The sequence below is a fragment of the Candidatus Omnitrophota bacterium genome (assembly GCA_030650275.1).
Classification (GTDB): domain Bacteria; phylum Omnitrophota; class Gorgyraeia; order Zapsychrales; family Fredricksoniimonadaceae; genus JACPXN01.
On record JAUSEK010000006.1, the window covers coordinates 22,641 to 34,968 of the forward strand.

The 12,328-nt window shown below is 52.8% G+C and carries 13 protein-coding genes; 1 reads left to right on the forward strand and 12 read right to left on the reverse strand.

Annotation, left to right across the window (positions count from 1 at the left end):
* From Q7K71_01900 to Q7K71_01925, 6 genes are all read right to left on the reverse strand, one after another.
* Positions 1-417, reverse strand: a complete 417-nt coding sequence (locus Q7K71_01900) for an NUDIX domain-containing protein (protein MDO8674855.1) — start codon at positions 415-417, stop codon at positions 1-3.
* A gap of 73 nt (positions 418-490) precedes the next feature.
* The gene (locus Q7K71_01905; GenBank protein MDO8674856.1) at positions 491-946 is read right to left on the reverse strand and encodes a peptidoglycan-binding domain-containing protein; all 456 of its coding nucleotides are present in this window, start codon (positions 944-946) and stop codon (positions 491-493) included.
* A 97-nt stretch (positions 947-1,043) separates the two neighbouring features.
* Positions 1,044-2,240 (reverse strand): MFS transporter, encoded by a 1,197-nt coding sequence (locus tag Q7K71_01910; protein ID MDO8674857.1) that lies wholly within the window; start codon positions 2,238-2,240, stop codon positions 1,044-1,046.
* Positions 2,237-3,565 carry a CNNM domain-containing protein gene (locus Q7K71_01915; protein MDO8674858.1) on the reverse strand — a complete coding sequence of 443 codons (1,329 nt, stop codon included), beginning with the start codon at positions 3,563-3,565 and terminating at the stop codon, positions 2,237-2,239. Before Q7K71_01915 ends, Q7K71_01910 begins: the two co-directional genes overlap by 4 nt.
* 39 nt (positions 3,566-3,604) lie before the next feature.
* Complete coding sequence (locus tag Q7K71_01920; GenBank protein MDO8674859.1) at positions 3,605-4,129, reverse strand: RNA methyltransferase; 525 nt, start codon at positions 4,127-4,129, stop codon at positions 3,605-3,607.
* Positions 4,126-5,847, reverse strand: a complete 1,722-nt coding sequence (locus tag Q7K71_01925) for a M3 family oligoendopeptidase (protein ID MDO8674860.1) — start codon at positions 5,845-5,847, stop codon at positions 4,126-4,128. The genes Q7K71_01920 and Q7K71_01925 overlap by 4 nt, the downstream gene beginning before the upstream one ends.
* 85 nt (positions 5,848-5,932) lie before the next feature.
* Between Q7K71_01925 and Q7K71_01930 the strand changes: the two genes are divergently transcribed.
* On the forward strand, positions 5,933-6,160 hold the full coding sequence (locus Q7K71_01930) for a L28 family ribosomal protein (GenBank protein ID MDO8674861.1): 228 nt from the start codon (positions 5,933-5,935) through the stop codon (positions 6,158-6,160).
* 2 nt (positions 6,161-6,162) lie between these two features.
* Here the strand turns inward: Q7K71_01930 and recJ are convergent, their stop codons facing one another.
* The 6 genes from recJ to trpA all read right to left on the reverse strand — a co-directional run bounded on the left by recJ (position 6,163) and on the right by trpA (position 12,298).
* Complete coding sequence (gene recJ, locus Q7K71_01935; protein ID MDO8674862.1) at positions 6,163-7,854, reverse strand: single-stranded-DNA-specific exonuclease RecJ; 1,692 nt, start codon at positions 7,852-7,854, stop codon at positions 6,163-6,165.
* A 1-nt stretch (position 7,855) separates the two neighbouring features.
* Positions 7,856-9,529 (reverse strand): arginine--tRNA ligase, encoded by a 1,674-nt coding sequence (gene argS, locus Q7K71_01940; protein ID MDO8674863.1) that lies wholly within the window; start codon positions 9,527-9,529, stop codon positions 7,856-7,858.
* Positions 9,498-9,992, reverse strand: a complete 495-nt coding sequence (rsfS, locus tag Q7K71_01945) for a ribosome silencing factor (protein ID MDO8674864.1) — start codon at positions 9,990-9,992, stop codon at positions 9,498-9,500. The genes argS and rsfS overlap by 32 nt, the downstream gene beginning before the upstream one ends.
* A complete protein-coding gene (locus Q7K71_01950; GenBank protein ID MDO8674865.1) occupies positions 9,941-10,114 on the reverse strand; it encodes a hypothetical protein in 174 nt (57 codons plus the stop codon). Before Q7K71_01950 ends, rsfS begins: the two co-directional genes overlap by 52 nt.
* A gap of 136 nt (positions 10,115-10,250) precedes the next feature.
* Complete coding sequence (locus Q7K71_01955; GenBank protein ID MDO8674866.1) at positions 10,251-11,519, reverse strand: pitrilysin family protein; 1,269 nt, start codon at positions 11,517-11,519, stop codon at positions 10,251-10,253.
* Entirely contained in the window at positions 11,507-12,298 is a 792-nt protein-coding gene (trpA, locus tag Q7K71_01960) for a tryptophan synthase subunit alpha (protein ID MDO8674867.1), read from the reverse strand. Before trpA ends, Q7K71_01955 begins: the two co-directional genes overlap by 13 nt.
* Positions 12,299-12,328 lie beyond the last annotated feature (30 nt).

The following is a 12,328-nucleotide window of genomic DNA, read 5'->3' on the forward strand; positions in this document are numbered from 1 at the left end:
CTAACAGACCTGACTACGGATGGATTTAAAAAATAATTTGTCCTTGGGATGGGTAAACAATGCTTCCACATCATCGGGACGGACCCAGCGGACTTCAGGGTGATCGGCATGAACGGGCTTTAAACGTTCTTCATCGGTCGTGAATAAAAACATATGCAGGGTCTTTAATTCCTCCCTGTCCTCTTTAGACCCAAGGCCGATCCTGTAACGGCTGTAGGAACCAAGGTCCTTCACATAGGTCAAACGCCGGATGCCGCTTTCTTCCTCGATCTCCCGGACGGCCGCCTGCAATTTGGTCTCTGCGGGGTCAATATGGCCTTTGGGCAAAGACCAGGATGTGCCGCGCTGGTTGACGACGAGCACGCGGCCTTTTTTATTGACCACCACCCCGCCGGCAGATTCGGTTTTATAGGTCATATCTGGATAATACCCGGCGACACGCAGGGAGCGTGGGGGTTTGAAGATGTTCGCGGATATCGGGAAAGGATAATTAAGGCTCTTGTTCAGCCGCGCTGGGATTGGCAACTTCAGACGCTGAATTCAAATGCGCGGACAAAATTCTCCAGGTCTTCGGGCCTACCTTGCCGTCCGCTTTCAAACCATTCTGGGACTGGAAGGCCTCAATGGCTTTCTTGGTTCTTGGACCAAGATCGCCATCCACCTTACCCGCATAAAAACCGGCATTTTTAAGGGCTTGCTGGATCTGTCTGGTGGTCGGTTTGCCGGAAGCGTCCGCGGCCATTTCACCGGCCGTATCTGTCGGGGCCATTTCGGCATTTTCAACGATCACAGGGACATCCGCGCCCATATCGCTTACGGAAATCACGTTCTCGGAAGCCACCCCGTTGAGCGCTTCCAGAGACGCGGAGTCATCTTTCTTCTTACCGCAACCCGCCAGGACCGATAACGTAAAGACCACCGCGACCAGCACAACAAATTTTTTCATACCGTTTCCTTTTGATTGATCTTGTTTAACAAAATTTTTACTGCTCAATCTTTATATTAACGCGAATTGTCCCGATGTCAATTTTTCTTAATAAAAATTACTCAACATAATTCAGGTCTTTGCCGTGTGTTTCCGCCAGCCCCCTCAAAGCCAAGAACGCGATGGCAACGCAGAGGGCGGCCACCAGGAAGGCGCCCTGGATAATGCCGTATTGCGCTTTCAACGCCTGAAAGCACAGCGTCAAAGGGACCACGGAACCCCGCACAAAATTGGGCACCGTGGTGGCCACGGTTGAACGGATATTGGTGCCGAACTGCTCGGCGGCAATGGTGACGAACACCGCCCAATAGCCGCTGGCAAAACCAAGCGCCAGACAAACCGCGTAAAAAGTAACAAGATCCGGCGCCCGATTGAAAAGATAGATGAGCATGAATAGGGCATTCAGGCCCATAAAAACAGCCACCACCTTCTTGCGGCTTTGGAAGACCTGTGACAATGAGCCGCTGACAAAACCGCCCAGGGCCAAACCGATATAGGAGAACATGACCGCTTGACCGGCACTGGGGGCCTGGACCATTCCCAAGGCCTTGCCGAATTCCGGGGAAAAAGTGATGAGAATGCCGATGACGAACCACAACGGCAGGCCGATCAAAATGCAGCGCAGGTATTTGAGAATACTCTCGGGCGAACGAAAAATGAGCGCGAATGTTCCCCGCCGGATATTCTGTCCCTTGACCTTCGTGAACATGCCGGAATCCTTTGCCTTGATGCGCAAAAGCAAAAGCCCGAAACCCATGACCCCGCCGATGATGTAGGCGGTGCGCCAGTCAAAAACATCGCCGATGAGCGCGGCCACAATGGCCCCCAAAATACCGACGGTGGCCACGATCATGGTGCCATAACCACGGCTTTCTTTGGGCATGGCCTCGCTGACCAGGGTGATGCCCGCGCCCAATTCTCCGGCCAAACCGATCCCGGCGACCAGCCGCAAAACAGCATACGCAGGCACGGATTGGACGAAAGCATTGGCAATATTGGCGATGGAATAAAGGAAAATGGAGCCCAAAAGCACGGACAGACGCCCGTGTTTATCACCCAGCACTCCCCATAAGATGCCCCCCAGCAGCATCCCTCCCATCTGCATATTCAAAAGAAGAACGCCCTGGGACAAGAGTTCGGTGTCCGGCACGCCGATGGCCTGCAAACTCTTGACGCGGACAATGCTAAAAAGGATGAGATCGTAAATATCAACGAAATAACCGAGGGCGGCGATGAGGATGGAGGCCTTGATCATTGATCGGACTTGTTGAGGGTGATGATCGCCTCTCCCAATTTTTTGCGGCGCAATTTGCGGACCATAATAAGGACTTGGCCGGCATTGATGCTTTCCCCTCCCAGAGGGATCTTCTTGCCGGTCTTTCGGGCGAACCAATCCGCCAGTTTCAAAGATCTTTCCTCAACGGACAAAGGCAAGGAGGCCTCTCCCACGGTCTGGCCAAGGACAGCCATCGTGGCCCCTCCGCCGACGATCCATCCGCCGCCATACGGATGGATATAGGATGGAAGCCGGTCAAATTCATCTTCGATCTCGCCCACCATCTCCTCGATGATGTCTTCCATCGTGACCATGCCGATGACCTTTCCCTCTTTGGAGGAAACGAGGGCGATGTGCAATCTTTCCTGTATCATGTGTTCCAAAACCTGGGCGATCGGCGTAGGACTTTCAAAGGTCTTGATGGGACGGATGATGCCCCTGATGCTGGGGTCTGACGGGTTGAGTTTTAATCCCGCCATGATGTCCTTGAAATTGATATAACCCTGGATGGTCTGCGGATCATTCTCAACGGCGCAAACCGGGAAACGCGTGTGCATGTCGTTGTGGGCGTGGACCAAGGCCTGGGTCAGGGAGATTTCCAGGGCGATCGTTGAAACATCATTGATGGGGATCATGCTTTCCTTGATGGGCCGCACGGACAATTGGGCCGCGGCCAAAACGATCTTTTCTTCCCTGGCTCCCAATAAACGCGACGTGCGGGCGATGGCCACGGCGGCATTGAGTTCATGCAGACCGGTGTTCTCCTCGGGGCGGTTCTTGCGCTGATATTTTTGATTGATAAAATCAATGGTCTTTTTGACAATGCCCTCGAAAACAGCCACCACCGGATAGGCAATGCCGGCCAGGATCTTCATGAAGGGAGACAGGGCCAAACAGACAAAGGCCTGGTGATGGATGGCGTACGTTTTGGGAATGAGTTCGGCGAAAATAATGGTCAGGGCGCTTAAAGGCAGGATCAGGAAAACCAGGGCCAGGATGTCCGCGCCGCCGCGGGAGATCCCCAGGCCGGCGGCAAGGGCCGGAGCAAAATGCTTTTCCATGCCCGCCCCACCCACGGCCGCGGCAATGGCGCCCACCAGCGTAATGCCCACCTGCACGACCGCAAGGCTGGCCTCCATGCGGTCCTTCATATGCGCGGCCTCTAAAGCCCCTTTCAATTTCATATTGACCAAGGCGGTCAATTTCGTCCGGGAAATGGAAGCCAGCGACATTTCATAGGCGGCAAAAACAGCATTAACGGCGATCATGGCAAGGATGATGGTCAGTTCAAACATGAAAGGCATGGATTTATTTTAACTCCATTATACTCACGCGCAAGGGTCTCATGATTTTTTAAAACAGGCGCGAATGTGGTAGGCGGCAACACCAAAAGCGATCGCGACGTTCAATGAATTCTTGATCCCCGCCATCTCGATCTCAATGGCCGTATCACACAAAGCCGCCAAACGTTCCGACACGCCGCTGACCTCATTGCCGATGATCAGACACACTGGCGCTTTGGGCACAAATACGTCATGCGAAACCGCTCCTGCCATCTGCTCTAACAGAACGATCTGATATCCCTGCTTCTTTAACTCCTCTGCCAAAACAACCGGGTCTTCTCTATATTCCCACGACACATGGTCTTGCGCACCCAGAGCGGTTTTGACGATGCCTGCCTGCGGCGGATAGCCGGTGATGCCGCACAGCCATATTTTTTCCACTCCTACGCCGTCGGCAGTCCGAAAAATGGCGCCGACATTATGCAGACTGCGGATATTATTCAAAATGACGCAAAACGGCAGGCACGGTTTGTTCAAACCGCTCACCTGCCTGGCCACGATCTCTTCATGAGTTAACTTGATCATACCAAAAGTTTTTGCCACTCTTGATAAACGGCGTCGGCGAGGGGTTTGATGATGCCTTCGGAAAAATCAAAGCGTATGCCCGCGGTTTTATACAATTCCGGCAACGGTCGTGAACCGCCCAAGCTCAACCCTTTGCGATAATCCGCCAGGGCTTTCCTGGGATCTTTGCGCGCGTTAAGCCATACCTGCAAAGCGCCCAACTGGGCGATACCGTATTCAATGTAATAAAACGGTATCTCAAAAATATGCAATTGCCTGTGCCACAAATAGGCCTTCACTTCCGTCAAATCGCTCCAGTCAATGAATTTGCCGCCGAACTGTTCATAAAAACCCGTCCATGCCTGCCGACGCTCTGCCGGCGAATGGTCAGGGTGTTCATAGAGCCAGTGCTGGAACGCGTCAATGTTGGCCACCCAGGCGAGGATGTGGATGATGCCTTCGAGATGTTCGCGGTTGGAGCGTTTGGTGTCCGCGTCATTATAAAACTCGTTGATATAACGCCCGCCCAGAAGTTCCATGGCCATGGACGCCACCTCGCAGAATTCTATGGGGCCGTGGCGATAATCCACCAGCGGGTCTTTGGCACAGGCCAGGGCATGGAACGCATGGCCGCCTTCATGCAAAAGGGTGCGCACGTCATCATCCACGCCCACGGCGTTCATAAAAATGAACGGCTTGCGTGCCTCGGAAAGCGTGTTTTGATAACCGCCCGGGGCCTTACCCTTGCGGCTGTCCAGGTCCAAAAGCCCTTCTTTATCCATCATATTGAACTGGTCGCCCAGCTGAAAGTCCACGCGCTTAAAGATCTTTTTGATCCCATCCACTAATTCCTTCGGCTTTTCAAACGGTTTTAAAGGCCCGCGGCCCAAAGGATCCACGGCCGCGTCCCACGGCCGTAAAGTTTCTGATTTCATTTCCTTCTTGCGCCTTTTGAAAATTTCTTCATTGAGCGGGACGATGAATTGTTCAATGGTCTCGTGATAACGCTTGCAATCGGCCGGTGTGTAGTCAAAGCGGTGATAATTCTTGAATTGATACTCGGTGAAATCCTTAAAGCCGGCATTCCGCGCGATGGCCACGCGCTTCTGGAAAAGTTTGTCAAAAATATCTTCAAATTTATCTTTGTCCTGGGAACGCCGTTCGGCCGTGGCGCGCCAGGCCCTCTCACGCAAAACCCTGTCGGGTTCCAGCAAATATTTACCCATTTCCGGCAAGGTGCGCTCCTGACCTTCAAACACAACGGTCATGGCCCCGCACACCGTCTGATATTCCTGGGACAAAAGGTCCACTTCGGTCTGCAAAGGCACGTTTTTCTCAACGAATAATCCCACGTCGGTCTTGACCGCGCGGTCATGGACTTCATAACGTTTGGCGTCTAAGGGAAATTGAGAGCGCAGTTCCAGGTATTTATGGTTTAAACGGTCATTGACGAGTTTGACCGCGGGTGAAACGGTTTGGATGAATTTGGTGTAGGCCCCAGCAATGGCCTTATCATCCGTGTGACAGGTCATGCGGATATACAAAATGGACCCTGCCTGGCTGACAGCGGCATCCAGTTCAGAGCGGTCCAAAAGCCATTGCTCCAATGCCCTGGCGGACTTGATCTGGCGTGACTCCAGCTGAACATAAAGGCCTGTCACGGTATTAACATCCGTCAGATCCGCATTCAAAGGGACAAAAACACGCTTTTGATACGATGGTATTTTGGCTAAATCCATAAAAGTCCTTTAAAACCGCTTGACAAAAAAACCGTTTCCAGTATATTTAGGACTTACTTTGTAACCTTTGCATTGAGGGTATCCCATGAGATTTTGCGTGATCTGCGGCAAACAGCCCCACTCCGGCAGAAAATATAAAAGGCGCGGTATGGAAAAGAAAAAAGGCGGCGCCGGTTCCAAAGTTGTCGGCAAAACTCTCCGTCAAGTGCTCCCCAACCTGCAGCGCATCAAGATCATCCTGGACAAAACCGTCCGGCATGCCTTGGTCTGCACCAGCTGTATCCAAGCGAATAAGATCGTCAAAGCCAAGTAAGGTCAAATTTCACCTTTGACCTTAATATCTTTTATCATCAACTGCACCACCGGCGCTTTGTTCCAGTCATCCACGCCTAAGCCGTAAGCCAGATCCACCTTTGCCCCCATCTGCACCTTGTCCTTGAACGCGCCCAGGCCAAAACCCACGGCGCTGAAGGTTTTTGTCCCGTCCGTCACAAAAAACTTGATCGTATCCCGTCCCAGGACGGCCGGATTACTTTTGACAATGACTCCGCGCGAACAAAATACCGGCGAAGGATTGCCCTCTCCGTGCGGATCCAGGGACCCGACCAAGGTCACCAGGTCCATATCAATGGCGGACAAAGGAATTTCACAATCAATGTCCAAAGCCGGGACCATTTGTTCGCCGGTCAACAGGTCTTTGGCCAGATCATTAATGGCCGCGCGAAATTCTTCGATCCGTTCATGTTTCAACCTTAAACCCGCGGCACGCTTGTGTCCGCCGAAATTCTCCAGCACGCCCGCGCAACTGGCGAACGCCTCCTGCATATGAAAACCGTCAATGGAACGGGCTGACCCTGTGCCCATGCCGTCCTGCACGGAAATAACAACGGTCGGACGATAATATTTCTCAACGATGCGCGAAGCCACGATCCCCAAAACACCCTTATGCCACCCTTCCTTATGCACCACAATGACCTGATGGTCCTTAAGGTCCGCGTAGGCCTCGATCATGGCCATGGCTTCTTCCACCACCTCGGTTTGCATTTTCTGCCGGCTATGATTATGCGTTTCCAGGCTTTGGGCCAAAACCTGTGCTTGCGGCGCATTGTCGGACAATAAAAGGTCCAGGGAAATATTGGCTGAATCCATGCGGCCGGCCGCGTTGAGGCGCGGACCGATGATAAAACCGATATAATAGGGCTTCATTTTCTTGCCCGATATCTTCGCCGCTTCAAGAAGAGCGCGCAGGCCATGCTTCTTTGTATTCTCGATCCAGGGCAGACCCTTTTTAACAAAAATGCGGTTCTCCCCCCGCAGAGGAACAACGTCAGCCACGGTCCCAAGAGCGACCAGGTCCAGGTCCTCTTCGGGAATTTCACCTAAAAGCGCCTGGGCCAGTTTTGCCACCAAACCCACGGCACACAGGCCCTTGAACGGATACGAACAATCCGGGCGCTTGGGGTCAATGACCGCCAACGCTTTGGGCAGGGCATCGCCGTCCAGTTCATGGTGGTCAATGATCATGACTTCCATGCCCGCGGCGTTGATGGCGTCCACGGGACCGAACGCATTGATGCCGCAATCCACGGCAATGATCAAATGAATGCCTTGCGAACGCGCAAATTCAGCCACCGCGTCATTGAGCCCGTAGCCCTCTTCCATGCGGTGCGGGATATAACTGATCGCTGTGATGCCCAAACGTTTGAGGGTGATGCGAAGAAGAGCGCTGGAGGTGACGCCATCCACGTCATAGTCGCCGTAGATCAAAAGCTTTTCCCCGCGCGCCTGCGCTTGTTTAATGCGGGCGACAGTTTTGTCCATGTCCGTCAGTAAGAACGGGTCGTATAAAGATGACAAGTCAGGGGATAAAAACGATCCGGCTTCACCAACAGCCGTGATGCCGCGGTTGATGAGCAATTGGGCGATGATGGGATGGATGCCAAGCTCGTCACTGAAGGTCTTTTGCAAAAACGGGTCAGGAGACCGGATGAGCCAGCGTTTGTCCATGCTACATCTTTTCAGGGGCGCGCACGCCCAAAAGCCGTAAACCGTTGGCCAAAACGATACGGGCACCTTCGATCAGGGCCAAACGTTCACGGGTGACATTCGGATCATCGTCAAGCACGCGGCAGGCATCATAAAATTTATGGAAACACCCTGCCAGTTCCTGCAGATAACGGACCAGCCCAAAGGGTTCCAGTTGTTTCGCGCATGTGACCAAGATCTCGGGATAAGAGCCGATCTTGCGCATGAGATCGATCTCTTCAGCGGCATTTAAACCGCTGGATCCGGAGGTTTTCGGCGCCAGGCGGCTTTCCTCTTTGGCCTTGCGGATGATGCTGTGGATGCGCGCGTGCGCGTACTGGATATAATAGACGGGATTTTCCGCGCTTTCCTTTTTAGCCAGTTCAAGGTCAAATTCCAGGGGAGCATTGCTCTGGCGCATTAAAAAAAAGAACCGCGCCGCGTCCTTGCCCACTTCATCCATGACCTCGCGCAAGGAAATGAACTCCCCCCGGCGCGTGGACATGGACACGGGCTTACCGTCGCGGTAAATGGTGGCCAATTGCACGATGATGACGTCCAGATCGTCAGGGCTTTTGCCCAAAGCACCGGCCGCGGCCTTGATGCGCGGGATATAACCGTGATGGTCCGGGCCTAAAATATCAACGATGCGTTTAAAACCGCGGCTGAACTTGTCCTTGTGATAAACAATGTCCGGCATCAAATAGGTGTATTCACCGTTGCTTTTGCGCACGACCCTGTCTTTGTCATCGCCCCATAACGTGGATTTGAACCACAGGGCCCCTTCGCTTTCGTAAATGAATTCCTTGGCTTTCAACTGCGCCAATACGTCCTCAATGGCTTTATGGCCGGCGATCTTGGACTGATAGGACCATATGTCAAAATGGACGTCAAAATCCTCAAGGTCTTTGCGGATGACGGCCATCAAATGATCCACCCCAAAATGACGAAAGGCCTCGGCAGGTTGTTTGTCCAGGTCTGCCATGGTTTTGATCCCCTGCTTGCGCATGAACTCCTGCGCCATGGCGCGGATATAATCCCCCTGATACCCGTCTTCGGGGAACGCGGCGTCCGCGTCCAGGGCCTGCCGGACGCGCGCTTCAATGGAACGGCCTAAAATGTTGATCTGATTGCCTTCATCATTGACGTAATACTCTTTTTGGGCGTCAAATCCAACGGCCTTGAGGATATTGACTAAAGAATCGCCCACCGCGGCCTGCCGGCCATGCGCCACGGTCAAAGGACCGGTCGGGTTGGCGCTGACAAATTCCAGGCAGAATTTCTGGCCTTGGCCATGTTCGGAGATGCCGAAACGCTCCTGCCTGGCAAAAACATCCTCGATCACAGCGCAAAACCCTTTTAAGGAAACATAAAAATTGATGAAACCGGGTGCCTTCACCTCCATCTTCTCAATATACGGCGCTATGGCAGAAGCTAAGAGCTCTGTTTGCAGGGCAGGCAGGATCTCCCGTGCTATGGTCATGGGATTCTTCTTGAGAACGCGGCTTAACTGCATGGCGATATTGCAGGAAAATTCGCCATGTTGCTTGTCAGCGGGAAAATCAATGAGGATGACGGACAGCGGCGTGTCTTTATAAAGACCGCGGAGGGCCTGACCTATGATGCTATTTAATTGTTGTCGAAGATGGGCGAACATGAGAGGGCCGGGCTTTTTTCCTGGAACGCGGCTTGTATTCCACTCGGGGGGCGTCCTGCCACAAATGTTCCAGACTGTAGAATTCACGGGCATTGGGCTCGAACACGTGAGCCACGACATTCCCCATGTCCAGCAAAACCCACGCCCCCTGGGAGGCAAGATCTTTCACACTCTTGGCTAAATTGACGTGCAGGTCAAGTCCGCTTAACCCCTCGTTGATCCCTTCCGCGATGGCTTTGACCTGGCGGTCGGAAGTGCCGGTCGCGATGACGAAATAATCGCAGAAATTAACCACCCGGCGCATATCCAGGATAACGATGTCCTGCGCTTTTTTATCGTCCGCGAATTGAACTACTTTATTGGCTAATTGTTTGGAAGTTAACGCCTTATTACGGATAGACCGGCTCCGGCTTACTTTTTCTTGGCCTTGGCAGCCTGGTCTTTGCTCAACACGCGCCAGCATTCATGCGTGCCTTTGAGGGATTTGGCAACGGCGAAGAACCTGCCGGATTTCTCTCTGACCTGGTAATCTTCAGTTTCGAACTTGCCCTTGGTCTTGACGTCGTAAAAAGATAATTTCTCCATCCAGTCCTCCTTGAAGATCGCTACAGGGTTAACCCCGCTTGTGGCGGGGCAAGTAATTTGAAGTTGAGTTTAATGGATATTGCCGGCATTGTCAACGACAAATGAAGAAAGGTCAAAGGTCAAAGCTAAAATCCCATTAAATGCCAGACAGGCGCCGTATTTGGGTCTCTTGTTGGCCTGTCAGGGGGCCGATCAGCGCGACGTTCAAGCGATGCCCTGCCAAAACATCCCTTGCCACCCTTTTGATGTCTGCCAGGGTCACAGCCCTGGTCTTTTCTTCCACCTGCTTCATGGTCTTGACCTGATCATTGCTGATCACAGCGCTGCCCACCCAGATCATATGGTCCATGGTGTCTTCCAAGCCCAAAAGGGATTGGCCGAGATAATAGTCCTTGGCACGCTTGAGTTCGTCGGCCGTGACCCCGCGGCGTCTCGTCCCCTCAAGCACTTTCAGGATCAGCTCCAAAGCCGCGACGATCTTGCCGTTGTCCACCCCGGCGCGGACCAAAAACACGCCGGTGTCATCCAGGGTTTTCAAACCGCTGGAAATGGAATACGCCAGGCCCCGGCGCTCGCGCACCTCATTGAACAGACGGCTGGACATATTGCCGCCCAAAATAATATTCAAAAGCGACAGAACGTAACAATCTTTATGATTGGTCTCATAGGCCAGATAACCCAAAGCCAAATGCATTTGTTCAGTGTTCTTTTCGTAAAACCGCGCCGCGGGTTTATCCTGGGTCTTGCGGGCTTGGCGGTAATCCACCTTCGGCAATGGTTTAAGCGACGCGAATTTACGCCGGACCATGCCCACCAGGCGGTCGTGGTTGACACAGCCGCAGGCGGAAACCACGATATTCTGCGCGCTGTATAACTGACGGTGGAATGCCCAAAGATCATCCGCATTCATCCGTCCTACGCTTTGCGCGGTCCCTGCCAGGCTCTGGCCCAAAGAATGGCCGGGCCATAACAATTCTTCCAAAAGTTCCATGACATAATACTGCGGCAGGTCATGGTACATTTTGATCTCTTCCAAAATGACCGCGCGCTCTTTTTCCAGGTCCTTGTCCGTGATCCTTGGAAAAAGCGCTATGTCCGCCAGAATGTCAAAGGTCAGGGACAAATGCGCCGACGGGACCTTGGCATAATAACAGGTCTCTTCTTCGCTGGTAAAAGCGTTCAAACTGCCACCCACCCCTTCCACCGATTCTTTGATCCGGTCGCAGGAGTATTTCCGGCTCCCTTTGAACGCCATATGCTCCAGAAAATGGGCCACGCCTTTGTTAGCGGGAGTTTCATAGCGGCCGCCGGCAGCGACCCAAACGCCCAAAGCGATGCTGTCGCGGTCTTTGAGGGTCTCGGTGACGACGCGGATATGATTAGGGAGAGTGGTTAAACGGCGCACGATAAATTCCGGACGAACCTGACGACGTTCTTGACCAGATCCCGCTGTCCGGTATTCTTTTCAATGGCCCGGACAATGGCGCTGCCGACAATGACCCCATCGGCAACCCGGCTGAAAGCCCTGACCTGTGCCGGCGTGGATATGCCAAAACCCACGCAAACAGGTTTTTGGGTCATCCGGCGCACGCGGCGGATACCGGCGGCGGCTTCTTTAAGCAAATTTTGTTTTGCTCCGGTCACGCCGGTCAAAGACACATAATAAATAAATCCATTTGAACCATGGGCAATGGGTTTTATCCGTGCAGGCAATGTCGTAGGCGCAACAAAAAATACGGTTGATATGTTTGCCTTTTTCGCATATTTGATCCAATCTCCCGCCTCTTCACAGGGCAGATCGGGAATGATGAAACCATCTACACCTGCTTTAACCGCCGCCTTGACGGCATTCTCTTGCCCAAAATGAAAAACCGGATTGTAATACGTCATCAAAGCGATGGGAATGTCAGACCTTTGACGGATGCGTCTTACGCAATCAAATATTTTGGATAAACTAATACCCTGGTCAAGAGCGCGCTGGGACGAGGCCTGGATCACGGGCCCGTCCGCCATGGGGTCGGAAAAAGGTACGCCCAATTCAACAATGTCCACCCCGGCCTTCTCAAAAGCCAGCACCAATTCCCCGGTTACCTTTAAATTCGGGTCGCCGGCCGTGATAAAGGCGATGAAGGCCTTTTTGCCCTGTTCTTTCAATTGCTCAAATTTGCGATCAATGCGGTTCATATAAGAGTAAAAGGGGACACCTTAAGGTGT

What these genes read in the sequence shown, in the direction of transcription:
- recJ (MDO8674862.1), bottom strand. Translation starts at nt 7,854, where the DNA reads ATGGACAAACGCTGGCTCATCCGGTCTCCTGACCCGTTTTTGCAAAAG.
- Q7K71_01930 (MDO8674861.1), top strand. Translation starts at nt 5,933, where the DNA reads ATGAGATTTTGCGTGATCTGCGGCAAACAGCCCCACTCCGGCAGAAAA.
- Q7K71_01925 (MDO8674860.1), bottom strand. Translation starts at nt 5,847, where the DNA reads ATGGATTTAGCCAAAATACCATCGTATCAAAAGCGTGTTTTTGTCCCT.
- Q7K71_01910 (MDO8674857.1), bottom strand. Translation starts at nt 2,240, where the DNA reads ATGATCAAGGCCTCCATCCTCATCGCCGCCCTCGGTTATTTCGTTGAT.
- trpA (MDO8674867.1), bottom strand. Translation starts at nt 12,298, where the DNA reads ATGAACCGCATTGATCGCAAATTTGAGCAATTGAAAGAACAGGGCAAA.
- rsfS (MDO8674864.1), bottom strand. Translation starts at nt 9,992, where the DNA reads ATGCTGGCGCGTGTTGAGCAAAGACCAGGCTGCCAAGGCCAAGAAAAA.
- Q7K71_01950 (MDO8674865.1), bottom strand. Translation starts at nt 10,114, where the DNA reads ATGGAGAAATTATCTTTTTACGACGTCAAGACCAAGGGCAAGTTCGAA.
- Q7K71_01920 (MDO8674859.1), bottom strand. Translation starts at nt 4,129, where the DNA reads ATGATCAAGTTAACTCATGAAGAGATCGTGGCCAGGCAGGTGAGCGGT.
- argS (MDO8674863.1), bottom strand. Translation starts at nt 9,529, where the DNA reads ATGTTCGCCCATCTTCGACAACAATTAAATAGCATCATAGGTCAGGCC.
- Q7K71_01900 (MDO8674855.1), bottom strand. Translation starts at nt 417, where the DNA reads ATGACCTATAAAACCGAATCTGCCGGCGGGGTGGTGGTCAATAAAAAA.
- Q7K71_01905 (MDO8674856.1), bottom strand. Translation starts at nt 946, where the DNA reads ATGAAAAAATTTGTTGTGCTGGTCGCGGTGGTCTTTACGTTATCGGTC.
- Q7K71_01915 (MDO8674858.1), bottom strand. Translation starts at nt 3,565, where the DNA reads ATGCCTTTCATGTTTGAACTGACCATCATCCTTGCCATGATCGCCGTT.